We start from the raw sequence: 19,844 nt of genomic DNA on the forward strand, positions 1-19,844 counted from the left end.
GTTCCCATCAGCCGATCTGGACGCAGTTGCGGAGCTGGACCTCGCGCGGAAGATTCGCCTCGCCGCCGTCCAAACACCTGATCCGGAGCGGAACGGTCTCGGCGACCCCGACCGCCTCGCCGACGAAGCCGCCCTTGGTGACGGCGCCCGGCGACGCGCGGCAGTTGCCGAACATCACCGTCAGCCCCGGGTCGCCGCTGACGGTGTCGCAGGTGTAGGTGGGTACGTCGGTTGCCGGGACGGGGAACGGGAGCGCCAGGCCCAGCAGGAAGGCGGCGGCGGGAACAAGGCTGCTGATCATCGGCGGCCTTCCTCAGTCGGAGTCGGTGAGGTTGCAGGCGGGCACCCAGCCGATGACCCCGGTGTGCACGTTGCGGCCGTGATGCCACAGGGTGCTGTCGAAGTGGCCGCAGCTGAAGAAATCGTGCTCCTCCGACCGGTTGGACTCGAAGCCCTGCCCCGGGCCGCCCAGGCCGTTGCGGCCCGACCCTTCGCGGGGCTCGCTCCAGATGACCACGTCCCGGGCGCCGAAGTCGTACAGGAAACCGGCCGGCGCGGCGGCCTCGGCCGGAACCCCCGCGCCGCCCAGCACCAGAGGCGTGAGCAGGGTCATGACGGTTGCTCTGAATCGCACATTGCTCACCGTAATGGATCGCTCACGCGTAGTTCCAATGATTTTTCCGGCGCGGGCTCAGACCATGTACTGGTCGTGGCGGAGGTAGACGTCGGTCCACTCCTCCGCGCTGAGCTGCCGGCCGGTCAGGGCGATGTCGGCGAGCTCCTCGAAGTACGCCTCCCGCGGCGCGCCCGGCGTGAACAGGATCAGCATCGTGGCCGGCTCGCCCGACTCGTTACGGAAGGCGTGCACCCCGCCCTCGGGCACGAACAGGAAGTCACCCGGCTTGCCGTCGGCCCACTTCTCCCCGTTGAACAGCCGGATCGTGCCGGAAAGCACGTAGAACGACTCGGTCATGGTCCGGTGGAAGTGCGCGGCGGGCCCGCCCGGACCGGGGCCCATCTCATACCGGTACAGGCCGTAGGCGCCGTTCGTGGAGCCGCCCGTGGCCAGGTAGTGCACCTGGGTGTTGGTGCCGATCGCCAGCTCCGGTGTCCGGTCCGCCAGCTGGAAGGTGCCGCTGTGCTCGCCGTGCTCTTTGAAGTAGCGGGGCTCGGGATAGGACATCTACGCCTCCTGTAGTTCTCTGAGGGAGCTTAGAGAATTCCCCCGATCCCGTCTTCGGTCAGCGGAGTCGGCCGCGGTCCCATGGCGTCCAGACGGCCGGTCGCGGCGTCCATGGAGGCGAGGATGTCGCGAGCGAGGGTCAGACCGGACGCGGCGACGAACATCTGCCGCCGGTCCATGGCCTTGTTGATATCGGCCATGCTGCCGAATCGGTAGTCCAACGGAATGGCGTCGCCTTCGAGATCGAGGACCACGCCGCCCGCAGCGTCGAGAATGTAGTGTCCCGGTGCCAGATCCCAGACGGCGAAGCCCTTCGCGAACTCGATTGTCGCGTCGGTGAAGCCCGCAGCGACATGGCACAGGCTGACGGACCCGAAGTCGACCCCGATGCGGCCGCGAACGGCGCCATCGGCTGAGGGTTGGTTCAGCGCGTCGAGTAGACGGGTCTGGCGGCCGAGCGGTTGAAGTCGTTCGGCGGGTTTCATGAGGTAGTTCGTGATCAGCGCCTCGCGCAGTTCCGCGAAGCGGTGAAGTTTCAGCTCGTGTGCCTTGCCATCTTGGGTATAGACGAACGCCTGGTCCGCGCCGTCCTCGTCGCGGGCCGCGAGGTAGATCTGCAGGTGGTGGAAGATGTCGCCCACCACCGCGGCGATGGGCCGTGCGAGGCTGCGGGAGTACACCATGACGTGGGTGTATCCGTAGAGGGCGCGGACGGCCATCTCACTGGTGTCGAGCGGATCGACCAAGACGCACAGGTCCGGCTCCGGGTCGGGTCCGATGACTTGGGGGTCGGCTTCTTCGGAGGCGTAGACGTACGAGGGGATGATCGGAGTCAGAAGCTCTCGGTAGCGCTCATGCATCCACAGGTCGTGGATGGACAGGAAGTTGCCGGAGTGGCGCAGATTGGCGGCCTCCGATCGTTCACCTGAAAGCGCAGCCGAGATCAGGCGCGGCCGGATCTCCTCGATCACCTGAGCGACCAGTTCGGCCAGGCTCCGGGCGAGGCCCGGGAAGGTGGGAGAGGTTGTCACGACGGGACCTCCGTGCGGTTCAGCGCAGCTCCAACGGCGGCTCTATGCCTGGAGGGCTCATCGTCGCAGCGATGAACACCGCCTTGAAGTGTGCCGCTCGCATGATGCCCGCGCCGGTCAGATCGTCAAAATCACTGACTGCGAGCTTCCCCTTGGTTATGGCTCCGAACACCGCGAAGTAGATCTGCGCGCCGGGATAGTGGTTACGGATTTCTTGTGAGATGAATCCCACCACATCGGCATGCTTAACCTCGAAATCGCACAAGACGATCTCGGGCGCGTCTGGCAGCTCCGGGAACATCGACGCCTTGTCGAGGTTGATGGAATCGCGGCTCTTGTTGCATTTGAGATAGCCGATGGGACAGCGTCTGAATTGGACGGATGCAAGGAAGGTAGCCATGACAAGGCCGGCCTCGTTGATCCCGAAACAGGCGTCCACATCAGTGCGGCACCCAAGATTCTTGATCTGGTGGATGAGGCGTTCGATGCCGTAGCCGAAAGACGCCCAGGTGAGGTTGAGGAGTCGGCCGGGGGCGGGGCTGGGCATGGAGTAGACGAGTCTGTCAGGGCTGCCGTATTCGACTGTCGGGGCGGCGATGATGAAATCGTGCCCCATGGTGTTTGACTCGGCCGCTTGCTTGGATTCTCGCCTCTCCGCTGCTGGCGCCGTTGCGGGCGGTGCGCCTGCGAGGTTGGGGGTGGCGTACCTCTTCAGGGCGAGTTGGTCTTCCACGGCCAAACGCTCGTATGCTTCGGCGACCAAATCGCCTGGGGAGAGATCCTCCTCGGCAACACCTGCAGGACCGCCCCCATAGGCTGCGGCGAGGATCAGCAGGCTGGTAAAGCTGGGAGGTGATCCGGCCCTGCTGCGCTCACGGGCCCACGTCTCCCATGCGTTGATGGACGTACCGCCCAGGCTGGTCTGGTGGTCGGTCATGTGGTTGTACCGGACGGCTGCTTGATCCTGGGAAAGACCACAGGCATACCGGTGGGCCTGAAGACTGCAAATGACCGGATGGCGGCGCATCAGTTCCGTTACCGTCTTTTTCACCGATCCAGTCTCTTGATACAGCTCCTTGCCGATTCGCGCCAACATGCGCCCTCGCGCCTGCGGACTCGAATCTCGACCCTGCTTCGACATCTCACTTTCCCTTCCCGGGAGCGGCATCACATTACCCATCGGAATGGGGAATGGCATATGGCTCTCGGAAACAGGCGGCTGGGGGCCGCCCAGAGATCGGGGCGGATGCGGACCTGCTTCGAGGTGTAACGGATCCACGCCGGTGACTACTGTCAATTGTCGTGCCCGCTGGCGCAAACAACCACTTCGGAGGTCCCATGGCCCAGCATGATGGAGAAGCCCTCAGTCCCAACCGCCTCGCTCTTCGCCGAGTAGCCCGGTCGACTACGATCCAAATGTGCGATCTGAGCATGCCTGAAGACATTGCGACGATGGGCCCAAAATGCTGGCTTGATCTCCTGCACGAAATTCGAAATGACCGGCTCCACCACAAGCCGGACGGTGGGAACGTCATCATCGAGATCCACGATGCGGCCGCAGGGCAGAGCCCTCACCTCGTGTGCACCAGCAAGCGCGCGTACACCGAGTTCCAGAAGGCCGCCGCCGATGGCCGGTTCGACGGGTTGAAGCCCGCGCCGTTCGGCCTGGGGTTCGGTCCCTGGATCTGGGCCGAGGGTGTCGTGGAGGAAGCGGCGGCCAAAGCTCCGGACGAAGTCGCCTGAGCCGGTCCCTGGACAGCGCGATCTCGGCCGCGCATGGGCCCCGCCGCCCTTCCAAGAGCCCATCAGCGTGAACGCACCACCTACGAGCCTGCGCCTGCAAGGTGAGCCAGGCAGAGAAGGGATCAATCAATGCCGACGACCACGAACCCGGACCATCCTGCCCTCGACCTGATCACCCACTCCCCGGACGGGGAGTCCAGGGGGAGGATCTTCCGGGCCGGCGACCTCTTCCCCATGTCCCCGACCAAGCACATCCTGTCCGCTCCCGACACCCTTGCCAGCGACGCACGGCCATGGGGGCTGCGTCACCGCGTCTCGCCGACACCCGTCAGCCGGAGCGGTTCACACGGAGGCGGGGGCAGCAACGAAACGAGCGACACCAGCAACGACGGGAACGGCCCCAATGAGGAGAAGGTCAAGGACTGAGATCGTGGCGCACACCGTACTGATCCTCACCGACGACTCCGACACCGTGGCAGAGCGGGTCGCCGCCGAGCTGCGCGCCCGGGAAGTGCCCGTCGTCACCATGGACACCGCCGACTTCCCCTCACAAGTCTCCATGGCTGCCCGGATCGAGACCGGCGGTCGCGGCTGGACCGGAATTCTCAACTCCCCCCGCGGCGAACTCGCACTCGCCGACGTGGGCGCGGTCTACAGCCGGAGACCGACGCAGTTTCGGATGGACGAACGTATGTCGTCCCCCGAACGTGCCTTCGCCTACGCCGAAGCACGATACGGGTTCGGCGGGGTGCTGGCGGCCCTCCGGCAGAATGGCGCCCTCTGGGTCAACGACCCGATGGCCGCGATGCGCGCCGAGTACAAGCCCATCCAGCTCATCACGGCCGCCCGCGTCGGGTTGAACGTACCCAAGACGATCATCACCAACGATCCCGGGGAAGCGCACACATGGGCGAAAGACCTGGGTAAGCCCTTCGTCTACAAGACGCTCGGCGGTATTCGGACTCGATCATCACCCTCCAGACCGACGACGGGGCGGGTGATCCGCTCAGCGGGAAGGGGCACACCACGTCCTCGGTGTCGGCCCCGGGCATCGTGTTCCCCTTCCTGGAACTGCTGGCTCCACAGGAGGGCGACCGCATTCTGGAGATCGGGACCGGCTCCGGCTGGACAACGGCCATGCTGTCGTGGGCGGCCGGACCAGACGGCATCACCTCCATCGAAGTGGATGAGCGCGTGGCGACCCAAGCCGCGGACAACCTTCGCGCGGCCGGATACCGCCCGAACCTGCGCATCGGCAATGGCGTCAAAGGCCGGCCCCGGGATGCCCCGTTCGATCGTGTGCACGTCACCGCGGGCGTGTCCCACATCCCGATGGCCTGGATCGAACAGACTCGTCCGGGCGGCGTCATCGTGCTGCCCTGGCATGCCGGTGGACTCCTCGGCCACCGGCTGCGCCTGACTGTGGTGGACGGGACCACGGCGTTCGGGCGCTTCCACGGCACCGCCAGCTACATGATGCTGCGCGAGCAGCGTTACAACTCCCGATGGAGCGCTCACCATCACGAGGAGGCAACCCATTCGACGACCAGAATCAATCCCCGTACCTTCTGGAGCATGGAGCCGGGCGCGCACCTGATGTGCCTCGCCCTGGCCCCGCGCATCGGCTGGTACGACACGAGCGAGGACGACGAGAACTCGCTGTTGCTGTACGAACTGGACGATCACACCGGCCAGGGCTCCTGGGCAGCATGCGACCACAAGCCGGGAGCCGCCGACGCGGAGGTGGCGCAGTACGGTGGACGGCGGCTCTGGGACGAACTGTCGTCCGCCTACCTTCAGTGGGCCTCGCTAGGCAGCCCCGGCTACGACCGCTTCGGCATCACCGTCGATCCGACCGGCGTCCATTTGTGGCTTGACCGCCCCACCGCGTTGACGTGGAAGGTCGAGCTCTGATGATCGGGGCTGGCTCCTGCTCATCTCTGCCCGAGCGGTAGCGAGGACCTTGCTTTTTAGAACGTGATGACTGTGCGGGCTACTGTGCCCTGGCGGATGTGGGTTACTGCCTCGTTGATCTGGTCCAGGGGGAGGCGTTCGGAGATCAGGCCGGTCAGGTCCAGGCGGCCTCTCAGGTACTGGCCGGCCAGCATGGGCAGGTCGCGGTGGGGGGCCGAGTCGCCGCCCTGGGTGCCCATCAGGCGGCGGGAGGCGAACAGGAGGCCCGTGTCGAGGTCCAAGGGGTGGCCCGCCGGAGGGCTGCCGACCATGACGGTGGTGCCGCCTGGTTGGGTTGAGGCGAAGGCTTGGGCCAGGACACCGGGGGCGCCCGTCGCGTCGAAGGCGTAATCCACGCCGCCCTTGATCAGTTCGCCGACCTGGCGGGGGAGGTCCGAGACCAGGATGGCGTGGGTGGCGCCGAAGCGTTCGGCCAGTTTGAGTTTCTGGTCGGCCACGTCGGCGGCGATGATCGTGGTGGCGCCGGCCAGGACGGCGCCCTGGATGACGTTGAGGCCGACGCCGCCGCAGCCGACGACCAGGACGGTGGCGCCGGGGCGGACTCGGGCCACGTTGAAGACGGCGCCCACGCCGGTGATGACGCCGCAGGCCAGCAGGCACATCGCGTCGAAGGAGAGCGATGTGCCGATTTTTACGCACATGGGTTCAGGGGCGACCGCGTACTCGGCGAAGGAGCCGATGCCGATGAAGCGGCGGACCTCCGTGCCGTCCAGGGTGATCCTGGGGCGGCCGCCCATGATGGTGGGCAGGCGGGCCGGGTCCACGCACAGGTGGAAGCGGCCCGCGCCGCAGGAGCGGCAGCGTCCGCAGGGGCCGTTCATGGCGATGATGACGTGGTCGCCCGGTTTGACGGACGTGACGCCCGTGCCGGTGCTCTCCACCACGCCGGCGCTCTCGTGGCCGAGGATGAACGGCGGCTTGCTCACCACGGGGCTCTTGCCGTCGATGGCCTTGAGGTCGGAGCCGCACACGCCCGACGCCTTGATCTGTACGCGGACCTCGCCGGGGGCCGGGTCCGCGATCTCCACCTGGCGGATCTCCAAGGGGCTGTGGAAGGCGGTGAGCACGGCGGCTCGCATCAGCATGGTCCACACGGTAGCCGGGCGGTGGAAGGCGAGCAAGCGGTTGGTCGGGGGCAGTGGCGCGAGCTGCGGGCTCGTCGGCGGCGGGTTGGTGGGGCTGGCGGGATTTCCGATCACGGGCGTTGACTGCCCTCGCGGGTGAATTTACGCTTTCTAACCAAGCGAGCGCTAGGCCAACAATCACGGGAGGCCGTCATGGTGCGCAGGGGTTCGGCGGCGTTCGTGGTCATGGTGCTGGCCGCCGGCTGCGCGGCCCAGCAGCAGGGCGCGACCGGCCAGAGTACGGCGGGCGTGACCGACACGACGATCAGGATCGGCGGCGTGCTGACCAAGACCAGCGCCAGCGGCTACAGCACCAAGGACGCCGAGATCGGCGCCAGGGCCAGGTTCGAGCGGGCCAACGCCGAGGGCGGCGTGCACGGGCGCAGGATCGAGTTCCTCGGGGCCGAGGACGACGGGCAGGACGCGGCCAAGGGCGACGCGGCGGCCAAGAAGCTCGTACAGAAGGACCAGGTGTTCGCCCTCGTGCCCGTGCACGCCCCGAACTTCGGCGGCGCCGCCTTCCTGGAGCAGCAGGGCGTGCCCTGGTTCGGCTGGGCGACCGGGCCGCAGTGGTGCGGCACCAAGACCGGCTTCGGCTACAACGGCTGCCTGGCGCCCAAACAGGGCGCGGGCTCGCAGACCTGGTGGGGCAGGCAACTCGCCGACCTGCTCGGCGGGTCCTCGGGCAAGAGCGTCTGGGTCCAGACCTCCGACTCCAGCGGCAGCAAGTACGGCGGCACGACCATCTCCCAGTCCTTCACCGCCGCCGGGTTCCAACTGGCCGGGGTGAACTCCGGCCTGCCGGCCGCCGCGCCGCCGCCCGACTGGCTCCCGTACATCAACAAGATCATGACCTCCGACGACGGCGGGCCACCGGACGTGGTGGTCTCGGTGATCGCCGGCACCAAGTTCAACGTGGGCCTGTACGCGGCGCTCAAGCGGGCCGGCTACAAGGGCGTCCTGACCGACGCCACCAGCTACGACGCCGCGATCCTGAAGGACGAGGCCAGCGCCGAGGCCCTGGAGGGCGTGATCGCGGCGCCCATGTTCGAGCCGTTCGAGTCCAGCGCCCCCGAGATCGCCCGGCTCAGGCAGGACGTGGAGAAGGCCGCCCCCGGCACCGCGCTCACCCAGCACCTGGCCATCGGCTACTGGGCCGCCGACATCTTCCTCGACATGCTGAACAAGGCCGGCAAGGACCTGACCAGGGAGAAGTTCCTGGCCACCGGCAACGGCTCCTACGTCTACGAGAACCCGGGCTTCGGCCGGATCCAGTACCCCAAGGACCACAATGAGCCGAACGGCTGCGGCGCCCTGGTCAAGCTGGCGGGCGGCGCCTTCCAGGTGGCCAAAAGCATGAAGTGTTTCGACAACGTGCCGCTGAAATGATCCTGGACTACGTGCTCAGCGGCCTGGTGACGGGGGCCGTCTTCGCGATCATGGGCTCGGGGCTGACGCTCTCCTACGCCGCCACCGGCGTGTTCAACTTCGCCCACGGAGCCATCGGTTTCCTGACCGCCCTGCTGTTCTACGAGCTCAACCTGGCCGGAGTGCCCGCCTGGCTGTCGGCACTGGTGTCGATCGTGTTGTTCGCGCCCGCGCTCGGCTACGCGCTGCACAAGGCCATGTTCCGCGGCCTCGCGCAGGCGGGGGAGACCGCGCAGATCGTGGCCACCATCGGGCTCACGATCGCGTTGCCCGCGCTCGGCCTGCTCATCGTGGACCTGGCCGGGCTGCCGCCCGCCGACGCGACCTCGCTGCCGCGCGGCGTCGGGCCGCATCCGGCGCGCACGTTCGACGTGCTCGGCGTGCGGCTGGACAGCGACCAGGCCATCACGTTCTGCCTGTCGGCGGTGGCGGCGGCGGGGCTCTGGGCGTTCATCCGGCACACCCGGTACGGGCTGCGCATGCGCGCCTGCGTGGACAGCCGCCGCCTGGCCACGTTGCGCGGCATCGACGCGGACGCCACCTCCGCGCTGGCCTGGATGCTGGGCTCCGGGCTGGCCGGACTGGCCGGGGTGCTGGCCGTGTCGGTGCTGGGGCTGGACGCGACCGCGTACACGGTGCTGCTGTTCGCCTCGGCGACGGCGGCGGTGTTCGGGCGGCTGCGCTCGATCCCCTGGACGTTCGCGGCCGGGCTCGCGCTCGGCGTGGTGCAGAACCTGGTCGCCGGGTACACCGACTTCCTGCAGGAGGTGACCGGGCTGCGGACGGCCGTGCCGGTGATCCTGCTGTTCGCCGGGCTGGTGCTGCTCAACCGGTCGCGTGCGCGGGTGGCGGGGAGTGTGGCCGAGGACGCGCCGCCGCCCGACCACCTGGCCGGTCTGCCGCCGTGGCGGAGACGGCTGCCCTGGGCTCTGGGGGCGGTCTGTCTGGTGGTGTTCGCGTTCGCGGGGCCGGAGTACTACGTGGGCGTGGCGGCGCAGGGGCTCGTGCTGGCGCTCATTTTCTGCTCGTTCGTGATCGTGACCGGGATCGGCGGCATGGTGAACCTGGCCCAGGCCGCCTTCGCCTCGATGGCGGCGCTGACCTGCGGGTGGGCGTTCGCCTCCGGGTTGCCGTTCTTCGTGGCGATCACGCTGGGCGTGCTCGCCGCGGCGGCCGTCGGCATGCTGGTGGCGCTGCCCGCGTTGCGGCTGGGCGGGCGGGTGCTGACGCTGGCCACGCTGGCCCTGGCGCTGCTGGCCGACCAGGTGTTGTTCCAGGTGGACGCGTTCAGCAACGGCACGATCGGCTGGTCGTTGCCCGCGCTCGGGTTCGGCTTCGCCGACACCTCCGACCCCCGGGTGCGGGTGGTCGTGCTGCTCGTCCTGATCGGAGCCGTGGCGCTGCTGGTGCGCAACCTGGAGCGGTCGGCCTCGGGACGGGCGATCCTGGCCGTGCGTTCGGCCCCGGCCGCGGCCACGACGTCGGGGTTGTCGGCGGCGCGTACGAAGGTCACGCTGTTCGTGCTGGCCTCGGCCGTCGCCGGGCTCGGCGGGGTGTTGTTCGCCATCTCCAAGGGTTCGATCACCGCCACCGACCTGCCCGCCTTCGCCGGCTTCGTGTGGCTGGCCGTGGTGGTGCTGCAAGGGGTGCGGCGCATCGGCGGGGCCGTGCTGGGTGGGCTCATCGCCGTCGCGGTGCCGGAACTGCTGTCCACCTGGGACCTGTCCGCGCACGTCGGCTCCATCCTGTTCGGGGCCGGCGGCATGATCCTGGCCAAACATCCCGACGGGGTGCTGACCCAGCTCGCCGGGCTGCGCCACCGCCGTCGTGAGAAGCCGCCCGCCCCCGTCGCGGAGGCCGTGGTGAGTGAGCCGGGGCTGTTCGCGATGGAGGGCGTCGTCGCCGGGTACGACGACTGCGTCGTACTGCGCGGCGTGAACCTGACCGTACGGCCGGGCGAGGTCGTCGCGCTGCTCGGCGCGAACGGCGCGGGCAAGTCCACCACCTGCGCGGCGGCGGCCGGAGACCTGCCGGTGACCGGCGGCCGGATCCTGCTCGACGGCCAGGACGTCACCGCCTGGCCCGCCCACCGCAGGGCCCGCGCCGGCATCCTGCTCGCGCCCGAGGGCCGGGGCGTCTTCCCCGGCCTGACCGTCGAGGAGAACCTGCGCACCTGGCTGCCCGACCCCGGACCCGTCTACGAGCGCCTGCCCCACCTGGCCGAGCGCCGTACCGTGCTCGCCGGCGCCCTGTCCGGCGGCGAGCAGCAGCTACTCACGCTGGCCCCCGCGCTCGTGCGACCGCCGCGCGTGCTGATCGCCGACGAGCCGTCGCTGGGGCTGGCGCCGCTGGTGGTGCGGCAGGTGTTCGAGGTCTTCGCCGAACTGCGCGAGCGCGGGGTCGCGCTGCTGCTGGTCGAGGAGAAGGCGACGGAGGCGCTGGCGATCGCCGACCGGGTGGCGTTCATGCGGCTGGGCCGCGTCACCTGGGCCGGGCCGCGCGCCGAGGTGGACAGCGAGCGGCTGACCGCCGCCTATCTCGGGGTGAGCTAGAAGTGGACGGCGGGCGGCTGATCGCCGCTTTTCTGGGGGTGAGCTAGGACGTGCTGGCGGTGGCGGGAGTGTCGGTGGCCTTCGGCGGGGTCCGGGCGCTGGACGAGGTGTCGTTCGAGGTCGGCGAGGGGGTCGTCTGCGGGGTGATCGGGCCCAACGGGGCCGGCAAGACCACGCTGTTCGACGTGGTGTCCGGGCTGCGCAAGCCCGCCGAGGGGCGGGTGCTGATCGGTGATCGCGATGTCACCGGGGTGCCGCCGGTCAAGCGGGCCAGGGCCGGACTGCGCCGTACGTTCCAGCGGACCCAGGTGTTCGGCCGGCTCACCGTGGCCGGCAACGTGCTGGCCGCGCTCGACTGGCATGGCGGTGGCGGCGGGCTCGCCGCTGACCTGGTCGGCTGGCCGGCCAGGCGGCGGCTGGAGCGCGAGCGGCGCGAGCGGGTGGCCGAGGTGCTGGAGTTGTGCGGGCTGACCGGGCTGCGGGACGCGTACGCCGCCGCGCTCCCCGTCGGGCAGCGCCGCCTCGTCGAACTGGCCAGAGCCCTGGCAGACCGCCCCCGGTTGTTGCTGCTCGACGAGCCCACCTCCGGGCTGGACGCCGGGCAGACCGTTCGCCTGGGCGAGGTCGTCAGAGGGCTGGACACGACCGTGCTGCTGGTCGAGCACGACATGGGGTTCGTGATGGGAACCTGCGACCGGATCGTCGTGCTCGACCTGGGCAAGGTGATCGCCACCGGCACGCCCGCCGAGGTGCGCCAGGATCCGGTGGTCAGGGCCGCCTACCTGGGTTAGGAGTGGCGTTCGGTGAACGACAGGATCTGACGCCAGGCGTCCTGGCAGACCTCGGCCCACTCGCCGTAGGTGCGGTCGAAGAACGAGTGCGGCGCGCCCTCGTACAGGTGCGTCTCGTGCTCGGTGCCCACCCGGTCCAGCGCGGCCTCGTACGCGGCGAACTCCTCCGGCGTGGACACGTTGTCGGCCCCGCCGCGCAGCAGGAGCAGCGGCGCGCCGGGCCCCGACTTCGGCTCCTCGATGAAGCGCAGCGCGCCGTAGAAGCCGATGCCGCCCGACAGGCCGTTGCCCTCGGCGGCGTGCTGCCACGACAGGGCGCCGCCCATGCAGAAGCCCGTCGTGAACACCGGGCCGCCGCCCAGCTCGGCCGTGGCCGCCTTGACGTCGGCCCGCACGCCGTCGTGGGCGATCTGGTTGACGTGCGTCATGAAGTCGAAGTCGTCACCGCGGTCGCCGATGCCGGCGGTGCGGCCGAAATAGTCGATCGCGATCGTACGGAACCCCGCCTCGGCGAACCGTACGGCCAGGTCACGGTAGAAGGGATGCAGGCCGCGCACGTCGGGCAGGATCACCATGCCGCGCCCGTTCGGCTCGGCGGGCTCGGCCCGGTAGGCCATGAGGCGGTTGCCGTCGGCGGCGGTCAGCTCGAACTGCTCATGTGAGGCCACCTCGCCCTGAACGGGCGGAGCCGGCGGCCTGCTGTCGGTGGAATGGCACATGCGATCAGCATGCCGCATGACCCCACCCCCTTAGCCAGGCCCTGCCAAGGCTGGTACGGGGTGTCGCCGAACGGCGGGTCCGGGGCGGGCGATCGCGGCCGGATGGCGGGTTGTGCGCGAGGGCGCCAGCTCTGAAGATCTAGGCATAGCCCACCATTTCCTGCGGAAGGGAATCCCCATGGCAACACACCCCAACCTCGACCCCGAGCTCAAGGCCGGCCTCGCGCAGGTGCCGATCCCGACGGACGACGAGTTCGCGCTGACGTACGAGGCGCTGCCCGGCCAGCGGGCGCAGATGAGCGCGATGATGGCGGCGATGCCCGAGCCCGAGACGCGGGTGACGGTCGAGAACCGTACCGTCCCGGGACCGGAGGGCCAGCCCGACATCCGGTTGCGCATCTACCAGCCCGAGGAGCGGGGCGAGGGCCGCCCGGCGCTCTACTGGATCCACGGCGGCGGCATGATCTACGGCGCGCCCGAGATGGACGACGCGATGATGATCGGGTACGCCGAGCGGCTGGGCCTGGTCGGGGTGTCCGTCGACTACCGGCTGGCGCCGGAGCATCCGCATCCCGCGCCCGTCGAGGACTGCTACGCCGGGCTGGCCTGGACCGCCAAGAACGCCGCCGAGCTGGGCATCGAACCGGGACGGCTGATGGTGGGCGGCGCCAGCGCGGGCGGCGGGCTGGCGGCGGCGACCGCGCTGCTGGCCAGGGACAGGGGCGGGCCCGAACTGGCCTTCCAACTGCTCATCTGCCCGATGCTCGACGACCGCAACATCACGCCGTCCAGCCACGAGTTCACCGAGGCCGTGGTGTGGAACAGGAAGGCCAATCTCTTCGGCTGGACCGCGCTGCTCGGCGATCGGGCCGGCGCCGACGACGTGCCGCCGTACGCCGCCCCCGCGCGGGCCACGGACCTGGCGGGGCTGCCGGCGACGTTCGTGGACGTCGGGGAGCTGGAGGTGTTCAGGGACGAGTGCGTCGACTACGTGCAGCGGCTGGTGGGGGCGGGGGTCTCGACCGAGTTCCACCTGTATCCGGGGGCGTTCCACGGGTCCGACATGATGGTGCCGGACGCCGCGTTGAGCGTACGGGCCAGGCAGGCCAGGGAGGCGGCGCTCAAGCGGGCGATCGGTCTCTAGCGGTCGTCGCGGGCGTGGCGAGCAGGCGCAGCAGGGCCAGGGCCAGGTGGGCGCGCAACCGGCCGGGCTGGTCGGCCAGCGAGAAGCCGAGTGCGGACTCCGCGCGGGCGATGCGGGCGGCCAGCGAGCTGTGGTGCAGGTGCACGGCGTTCGCCGCGCCGCGCACCGAGCCCGCCAGGCACAACGCGCGCACCGCGAGCCGCGAGCCCTCGCCGAGCCGGTGCATCGCCTGGACGTCGGGCAGCGCCGTGATCGCCTGCTCGGGCAGGTCCGCGAACAGCGCCAGCGCACCCAGCTCCGACCAGCGCATCACCCGGTCGTGGGGGCCGGTGAAGCGCAGTGCGGTACGCGCGCCGGCCCACGACTCGGCCACCCGCGCCCCGGGCAGCTCGGGCCCGATCCCGGCCCGGGCCCCGTCGGGCAACTTGAGAGGTGCGGTCTCGGCGTTCAGGGGCCGCGGCAGGTCGGTCACGACGGCTTCGGCGTTCAGGGGCCGGGGAAAGGTGGTCGCTACGGCTTCGGCGTTCAGGGACCGCGGTAAGGCGGTCGTGACCAGCACGGCCTCCGTGTCGCCGACCGTGGCGGCGCGTACGTGGTGGCCGAGCGCGCGCAGGTCGGCGGCCAGCCCGCGGTCGGGCAGGGTGATGGCCAGGGCCCGCAGCGGGGTGGCCGGGCCGAAGCCGAGCAGGCGCAGCGCGCGGGCACGTTCCGCCTCGCCGGTCTCGGCCGACAGGACCAGCTCGACCAGCGCCGGGTCCCGGCCCGTACGTGACAGCGCGGCGGCCCGTTCCAGGGTGACCTCGGCCGCGGCGGCGTAGCGTTCGAGCACGATCTCGTCGAGCCCGTGCGCGGGCCCCTCGCGCTCCATCCACACGCTCCCGAGCCTCGCGCTCAGCTCCCTGACCTGGGCCGGCTCGGACACGGGCGTGTCCAGGGAGCCGCCGGGCGAGGTGCGGGTGCGGCGGCCGGTGGCCGCGTCGAAGAGGCCGACCGGGCACTGTGCCAGGCGGGCCGTGGCGGTGAGCAGCACCGGCACGCTCACGTGGTCGCGCACCAGCGAATCGAAGTAGGCGATGACCCGCACCGCGCTCTCCGCGTCGGCGTCGAGCGTGGAGAGCCGCAGCAGCAGTCCCTGCACAAGGACCAGAGTAGTTCGGTGCGCGGCGGCGTGGCGGTTTGACCAAGCGATTGCTAGGTTTAGGTTGTGGATCTCGACTTCTCCCCGGCGGAACGGGACTTCCGCGCCGAGGTTCGCGGCTGGCTCGGCAGCCACGCGCCGCCGCCGCTCCCGTCCATGGACACCCCCGAGGGCTTCGCCGCACACCGCGACTGGGAGGCGGAGCTGGCGGGCGCGCGGCTGTCGGTCGTCTCCTGGCCGCGGGAGTACGGCGGGCGCGGCGCCTCCCTCATCGAATGGCTGATCTTCGAGGAGGAGTACTGGGCCGCCGGTTGCCCCGCCCGCGTCACCCAGAACGGGATCTTCCTGCTGGGCCCGTCCCTGCTGCGGTACGGCTCGCCCGAGCAGCGCCGGCAGTGGCTGCCCAGGATGGCCGGGGGCGAGGACGTGTGGGCGCAGGCATGGTCGGAACCCGAGGCCGGCAGCGACCTGGCCGCCCTGACCTCCCGCGCCGAGCCCGCACCCGGCGGCTGGCGGCTGTACGGCCACAAGACGTGGAGCACGCGCGCCGCCCACGCCACCCACGGATTCGGCCTCTTCCGCACCTCCGGGGCGCGGCACCGGGGGCTGACCTACTTCATGTTCCCCATGACCGACGTCGCCGTACGGCCGATCGCGCAGCTCGACGGGCTGCCGGGCTTCGCGGAGCTGCGCTTCGACGGCGTGTACGTACCGGAGGCGATGGTGCTCGGCCAGGTGGGCGAGGGCTGGCGGATCGCGATGACCACCGCCTCCTCCGAGCGTGGCCTGACCCTGCGCAGCCCCGGCCGTTTCCTGGCCACCGCCGACCGGCTCGTCGCGCTGGCCCGCGACGCCGGCGACCCGGCTCTGGCCGATCGGGCGGCCAGGTGCTGGGTGGAGGCGGAGGCGTACCGGCTGCACACGTTCGGGACCGCGCGGCGGATCATGGCGGGGGAGGAGGTCGGGGCGGCGGCCAGCCTGGGGAAGATCTTCTGGTCCGAGCTGGACCTGCGCATGCACGCCCTGGCGATGGAGTTGCTCGGGGATCGGGCGGGGGTGGCGGGGTGGCTGGAGGGGTTCCTGTTCTCGCTGGCGGGGCCCATCTACGCGGGCACCAACGAGATCCAGCGCAACATCGTCGCCGAGCGCGTCCTGGGGCTGCCGCGATGAGCCTCCGTCTTTGGGAGTGCCGCGATGAGCCTCGGTCTTCTGGGGGGTGCCGCGATGAACTTCGGTCTTTTGGGGGTGCCGCGATGAGCATCTGTCTTTGGGGGTGCCGCGATGAACTTCGCCTTCAGCGATGAGCAGCTTGCCCTGGGTGCGACCGTGCGGGACGTGTTGCGGGCGCACTGCCCGCCCGCCGCGCTGCGGGCCGGGCGGCGGCCGGGCTGGGAGCAGCTCGCCGAGCTGGGGTTCTTCGGGCTGCTGCTGCCGGTCGAGGCCGACGGGCTGGGGCTCGGGCTGGCCGACATGCTGCCGGCGCTGGAGGAGACCGGGCGGGCGTGCCTGCCGGGGCCGGTCGTGGAGACGGCGGTGGTGGCGCCGTACCTGCTGGGCGGGGTGCCCAAGCTGGCCACCGGCGCGGTGCGGGTCGCGGTGTTGCCGCCGGGGCAGGCGTACGCGGCGGACGCCGACCTGGCCGACCTGCTGGTGGTGGTGCGGGACGGCGGGGCGCGGCTGGTCCGGGCCGAGTCCGTACGGCTCGCGCCCCGGCCCGGCGTGGACCCGTGCCGGCCGCTGTTCGAGGTGGACTACGGCGCATCCGAGGAGCTGACCGGCGACGTGGGCGCGGCGCTGCGGGCGGCCACGGTGGCGACCGCCGCCCAGCTCGTCGGGGTCGCCAGGGAACTGCTCTCGGTCACCGTCGCCTATGCGCGGGTCCGTACCCAGTTCGGCGCTCCCATCGGGTCCTTCCAGGCCGTCAAGCACCACCTCGCCGACGTGGCCGTGGCGGTGGAGTTCGCGGCGCCGCTGGTGTACGGGGCGGCTCTGAGCGCGGAACAACAGGAGAGCGCGGATCGGGACGCGAGTGCGGCGAAGGTGGCGGCCGGCGAGGCGGCTGCGCTCGCGGCGCGGGTGGCGCTGCAGGTTCACGGCGCGATCGGGTACACCGAGGAGCTGGACCTGCGGTTCTGGCTGGCGCGGGCCTGGTCGCTCGCGACCGCGTACGGCACCACGGCCGCCCACCGCGAACGCCTGCGCACCGCGATCGTCCATGGCGGCCCACCACGGAGGTACCCGTGAAGTTCGGCGTCCCCCTCGGCCTGCTGCACCCCGCCGCCTGGAAGGACGTGGCGGTGGCGGCCGACGAGCTGGGGTTCGAGTCGGTGTGGCTGCCCGAACACCTCGTCTTCGCCACCGACCTGTCCACGGCCGTCTACCCGGGCACGTCCGATCCGGGGATCAGACCGCGGACGCCGCTGTTCGACGCGCCCGCCTACCTGTGCTGGCTGGCCGCGCACACCTCCCGCGTCCGGCTGGGCACGGCGGTGCAACTGCTCGCCCTGCGCCATCCGTTCGTGTCGGCCCGCGCGTTCGCCACCCTGGACGTGGTGTCCTCCGGGCGGGCCATCTGCGGGGTCGGGGCGGGCTGGTACCGGGGCGAGTGGGACGCGGCCGGGGTGCCGTTCGGCAGCAGGGGAGCGCGGCTGGACGAGGCGATCGAGGTGGTCAGGCGGCTCTGGAGCGAACCCATGGTCGCCCATACCGGGCGCTTCTACTCCTTCCCCGAGGTCGCCTTCGAGCCGAAGCCGGTGCAGCGGCGGCTGCCCGTGCTCGCGGGCGGGGAGTCGGCCGCCGCGCTGCGCAGGGCGGCGCGGTTGTGCGACGGGTGGATCAGCATGCCGCACACGGTCGAGTCGATCAGGCCGCAGCTCCGGCGGCTCGGGGCGGGCGTGCCGGTGACGGCGCACGCGTACGAGCTGACCGGCCCCGAGGAGGTGGCCGGCTGGGCGGCGCTCGGGGTGGAACGGCTCATCGTACGACCGTGGACGCGCAGCAGGGACGCGGTGTCCAGGCTGGCCGAGTTCGCCGCCGAGTACGACGTCAGGAGCACCTTCGTCGCATGACGTCAGGCGCGGTGGCGGCCTCGTCCCGCGCCTGCCAGCTGGCGCCCGTCCTCGGCGTGCGGCCTGCGGTGGCGGCGGCCCCGCGCCGCGGTTTCGATCGGGAACGGCTCGACGCCCGTGTGGCGGTGCCGGCGGCCCCGGGGGGTGGGGTCGAGCATGAACGTGGCGCGGGTGTGCTCCTCGGCGGAGAGACGTCGCCGCCGTCCCCGGTAGGCGGGGTTGGTCTCGGGAGCGTCCCCGCCCCTGCTCCTCGGCGGGGCGAAGGCGTCGAACGCGCTGCTCGCGCCCGGGATGACGATGCGCTCGAACGGGCCAGTGTCGACGAAACGCCGGAGCGGCCCCGTGTCGAGGACGACCTCCAACGGCCCGGTTCCGTCGGTGAAGCTGAGGCGTTCGAGCGGTCCGGTCTGGTCGGTGAAGGCGAGGCGTTCCAGGGGGCCGGTCTGGTCGGTGAAGGCGAGGCGTTCGAGCGGTCCGGTCTCGTCGGTGAAGGCGAGGCGTTCCAGCGGTCCCGTCTCGTCAGTGAAGGTGAAGCGGGCGCGGTCGAAGTCCGGGGCGTAATCGCCCGTACCGGAAATGTGGTGGCGTGCGGTGCGGCGACTGGGGGCGGCGTGGCGCGGCGCGTCGGTGGCCAGGTCGAAGGGCCTGGTGAGCGGCAGCTTGCGAGGCTCGGTCGGGTCCAGGGGACGGCGCTCGGCGTCGCCGCGGGTGGTCGCGGTCACCGGGATCTCGGCGGTCCTGCGGCGACGGCGGCGGCCCTTGGCGCGGGACGGGCGCGGCGTCTTGAGCGCCGGGACGCCGGCCGGGCTCAGGCGCAGGCGGCGGGTCTTGACCACGGCGAGCAGCGCGAGGGCGGCGATCAGGGCCGAACCCACCAGCGTCGGGGAGTCGATGGCCGGGAGCGGACCGGTGGCGGAGGCGTCGGTGATGGTGGGAAGCGGCTCGGTGGTCGCCTCCTCGGTGCCCGCCGTGGCCGGTGCGGCGTGCTTGCCCTTCTTGGCCGCGCCGGTCGAAGGGGAGGCGGTGGTCGAAGGGGAGGCGGTGGCCTGCGGACTCTTCGTGTCGGTACCCGATGGCGAGGTGGTGTCCGCTCGCTTGGCGGGCGACGAAGTGCCCTTCTTCGGGGCCGGCTCCGAGCGGCTCTCCGACCTGGATTCGGCGTCCCGCGGCCGGCCCTGGGCCTCCTCGGGAGTCTGGCCCTCGGTCTGCCCTTTGGACCGCGTCTGCTTCCCGGGCCCCAGGGCCAGGACCCGGTCCTGCTGGGACGGTCCCGCGTCGTTCCGGGGGATCATCGCGCTGAGCGGCTCGCCGGCCTCATGGAGCGTGCCGGACTCGGTGCCCGGTTCGATCCGCGACGCCTCTTCCTCGGCCTTCTTCTGCGCCTTGGCCTCGTCCAGCCGGTCCTTGATGCGCTGGGGGTAGCCGTACCCGACCACCTTGCCCGTCTCGCGCTCCTTGCGCTTGGCGACCCCGCCGTCGATGTTGCCCTCGATCGTGTGGATCGTTCCGCCTTCGACCCTCGTCACGATGCCGACGTGGTCGATGTTGTCGATGTCGTTCGAGCCGCTCCAGTCGTAGAAGACGATCGCGCCGGGCTTGGGCTTGTTGCCCCAGGCGCCCTGCTCCTTGAACCACTTCGCGTGCGCCACCGTCCAGGCGAACTGCCCGATCCACTCCTCGTAGCCGAGCTTGTGCGCGGCCCATGAGAGGTACATGTCACACCACGGCGCCGAGCTGTAGTCGGCGTCGAACTCGACGTTCTTGCCGTACCAGTCACCGAACTTGGTGTACGCGTCGGACTTCTCGGAGTAGCCGAGCTGGCTCTCGAGCAGTTCGATGAACTTCTGCATCTCTGGCGTCATGGAAGTGTGGGGCAGCCTTCCGGGCAAGACCGGGTTTATCCACGCAGCACTGGGTCAGGGGGGTAACCCGGGACTGGTGTGACAAAA

The 19,844-nt window shown here is 70.6% G+C and carries 19 protein-coding genes and 1 pseudogene; 11 read left to right on the top strand and 9 right to left on the bottom strand.

All coding sequences use genetic code 11. The features are described from left to right. Positions 1–7: 7 nt before the first annotated feature. Genes AB0I81_RS43785 through AB0I81_RS43805 form a run of 5 tightly spaced genes read right to left on the bottom strand, consistent with a single transcriptional unit; the run spans position 8 to position 3,355 of the window. Complete coding sequence (locus AB0I81_RS43785) at positions 8–301, bottom strand: hypothetical protein (RefSeq protein WP_360670582.1); 294 nt, start codon at positions 299–301, stop codon at positions 8–10. Between the two features lie 12 nt (positions 302–313). After that, on the bottom strand, positions 314–634 hold the full coding sequence (locus AB0I81_RS43790) for a hypothetical protein (RefSeq protein WP_360670585.1): 321 nt from the start codon (positions 632–634) through the stop codon (positions 314–316). A 57-nt stretch (positions 635–691) separates the two neighbouring features. Beyond that, entirely contained in the window at positions 692–1,183 is a 492-nt protein-coding gene (locus AB0I81_RS43795; RefSeq protein ID WP_360670588.1) for a cupin domain-containing protein, read from the bottom strand. Between the two features lie 29 nt (positions 1,184–1,212). Continuing rightward, the gene (locus tag AB0I81_RS43800; RefSeq protein ID WP_360670591.1) at positions 1,213–2,214 is read right to left on the bottom strand and encodes an inositol monophosphatase family protein; all 1,002 of its coding nucleotides are present in this window, start codon (positions 2,212–2,214) and stop codon (positions 1,213–1,215) included. A gap of 19 nt (positions 2,215–2,233) precedes the next feature. Further along, on the bottom strand, positions 2,234–3,355 hold the full coding sequence (locus AB0I81_RS43805) for a hypothetical protein (protein ID WP_360670594.1): 1,122 nt from the start codon (positions 3,353–3,355) through the stop codon (positions 2,234–2,236). Positions 3,356–3,645: 290 nt separating this feature from the next. Between AB0I81_RS43805 and AB0I81_RS43810 the strand changes: the two genes are divergently transcribed. From AB0I81_RS43810 to AB0I81_RS43825, 4 genes and pseudogenes are all read left to right on the top strand, one after another. Further along, positions 3,646–3,957: a hypothetical protein gene (locus AB0I81_RS43810; RefSeq protein WP_360670597.1), complete on the top strand. Its 312-nt coding sequence runs from the start codon at positions 3,646–3,648 to the stop codon at positions 3,955–3,957. 129 nt (positions 3,958–4,086) lie between these two features. Next, positions 4,087–4,383, top strand: a complete 297-nt coding sequence (locus AB0I81_RS43815; RefSeq protein ID WP_360670600.1) for a hypothetical protein — start codon at positions 4,087–4,089, stop codon at positions 4,381–4,383. Next, positions 4,361–4,738, top strand: a pseudogene (locus AB0I81_RS43820) (MvdC/MvdD family ATP grasp protein); the annotation flags it as partial. The gene AB0I81_RS43815 and the pseudogene AB0I81_RS43820, both read left to right, overlap by 23 nt. 254 nt (positions 4,739–4,992) lie before the next feature. After that, complete coding sequence (locus tag AB0I81_RS43825; protein ID WP_360670603.1) at positions 4,993–5,871, top strand: protein-L-isoaspartate(D-aspartate) O-methyltransferase; 879 nt, start codon at positions 4,993–4,995, stop codon at positions 5,869–5,871. A 56-nt stretch (positions 5,872–5,927) separates the two neighbouring features. Here the strand turns inward: AB0I81_RS43825 and AB0I81_RS43830 are convergent, their stop codons facing one another. Further along, positions 5,928–7,016 carry an alcohol dehydrogenase catalytic domain-containing protein gene (locus AB0I81_RS43830; RefSeq protein ID WP_360670606.1) on the bottom strand — a complete coding sequence of 363 codons (1,089 nt, stop codon included), beginning with the start codon at positions 7,014–7,016 and terminating at the stop codon, positions 5,928–5,930. A 192-nt stretch (positions 7,017–7,208) separates the two neighbouring features. On the opposite strand from AB0I81_RS43830, the gene AB0I81_RS43835 reads away from it, so the two are divergent. Genes AB0I81_RS43835 through AB0I81_RS43845 form a run of 3 tightly spaced genes read left to right on the top strand, consistent with a single transcriptional unit; the run spans position 7,209 to position 11,826 of the window. Beyond that, complete coding sequence (locus AB0I81_RS43835) at positions 7,209–8,444, top strand: ABC transporter substrate-binding protein (protein ID WP_360670609.1); 1,236 nt, start codon at positions 7,209–7,211, stop codon at positions 8,442–8,444. Beyond that, positions 8,441–11,035 (top strand): ATP-binding cassette domain-containing protein, encoded by a 2,595-nt coding sequence (locus AB0I81_RS43840; RefSeq protein ID WP_360670612.1) that lies wholly within the window; start codon positions 8,441–8,443, stop codon positions 11,033–11,035. The genes AB0I81_RS43835 and AB0I81_RS43840 overlap by 4 nt, the downstream gene beginning before the upstream one ends. Positions 11,036–11,085: 50 nt before the next feature. Then, entirely contained in the window at positions 11,086–11,826 is a 741-nt protein-coding gene (locus AB0I81_RS43845; RefSeq protein WP_360670615.1) for an ABC transporter ATP-binding protein, read from the top strand. Here the strand turns inward: AB0I81_RS43845 and AB0I81_RS43850 are convergent. Then, on the bottom strand, positions 11,823–12,545 hold the full coding sequence (locus AB0I81_RS43850) for a dienelactone hydrolase family protein (RefSeq protein WP_360670617.1): 723 nt from the start codon (positions 12,543–12,545) through the stop codon (positions 11,823–11,825). The genes AB0I81_RS43845 and AB0I81_RS43850 overlap by 4 nt on opposite strands. 178 nt (positions 12,546–12,723) lie before the next feature. On the opposite strand from AB0I81_RS43850, the gene AB0I81_RS43855 reads away from it, so the two are divergent. Beyond that, positions 12,724–13,689, top strand: coding sequence for an alpha/beta hydrolase (locus AB0I81_RS43855; RefSeq protein ID WP_360670620.1), 966 nt, complete (start codon positions 12,724–12,726; stop codon positions 13,687–13,689). Here AB0I81_RS43855 and AB0I81_RS43860 read toward each other — a convergent pair. Continuing rightward, the gene (locus tag AB0I81_RS43860) at positions 13,667–14,827 is read right to left on the bottom strand and encodes a helix-turn-helix domain-containing protein (protein ID WP_360670623.1); all 1,161 of its coding nucleotides are present in this window, start codon (positions 14,825–14,827) and stop codon (positions 13,667–13,669) included. The two genes, AB0I81_RS43855 and AB0I81_RS43860, sit on opposite strands and share 23 nt — an antisense overlap. A 66-nt stretch (positions 14,828–14,893) precedes the next feature. On the opposite strand from AB0I81_RS43860, the gene AB0I81_RS43865 reads away from it, so the two are divergent. The 3 genes from AB0I81_RS43865 to AB0I81_RS43875 all read left to right on the top strand — a co-directional run bounded on the left by AB0I81_RS43865 (position 14,894) and on the right by AB0I81_RS43875 (position 17,895). Beyond that, positions 14,894–15,997, top strand: a complete 1,104-nt coding sequence (locus AB0I81_RS43865) for an acyl-CoA dehydrogenase family protein (RefSeq protein ID WP_360670626.1) — start codon at positions 14,894–14,896, stop codon at positions 15,995–15,997. Positions 15,998–16,108: 111 nt separating this feature from the next. Beyond that, complete coding sequence (locus AB0I81_RS43870; protein ID WP_360670629.1) at positions 16,109–17,071, top strand: acyl-CoA dehydrogenase family protein; 963 nt, start codon at positions 16,109–16,111, stop codon at positions 17,069–17,071. Continuing rightward, positions 17,068–17,895 carry a TIGR03619 family F420-dependent LLM class oxidoreductase gene (locus AB0I81_RS43875; protein WP_360670632.1) on the top strand — a complete coding sequence of 276 codons (828 nt, stop codon included), beginning with the start codon at positions 17,068–17,070 and terminating at the stop codon, positions 17,893–17,895. Before AB0I81_RS43870 ends, AB0I81_RS43875 begins: the two co-directional genes overlap by 4 nt. Before the next feature lie 2 nt (positions 17,896–17,897). On the opposite strand, the gene AB0I81_RS43880 is transcribed toward AB0I81_RS43875, so the two are convergent. Continuing rightward, complete coding sequence (locus AB0I81_RS43880) at positions 17,898–19,745, bottom strand: CHAP domain-containing protein (RefSeq protein ID WP_360670635.1); 1,848 nt, start codon at positions 19,743–19,745, stop codon at positions 17,898–17,900. Positions 19,746–19,844 lie beyond the last annotated feature (99 nt).

This window comes from Nonomuraea sp. NPDC050404 (genome assembly GCF_040655495.1).
Taxonomy (GTDB): domain Bacteria; phylum Actinomycetota; class Actinomycetes; order Streptosporangiales; family Streptosporangiaceae; genus Nonomuraea.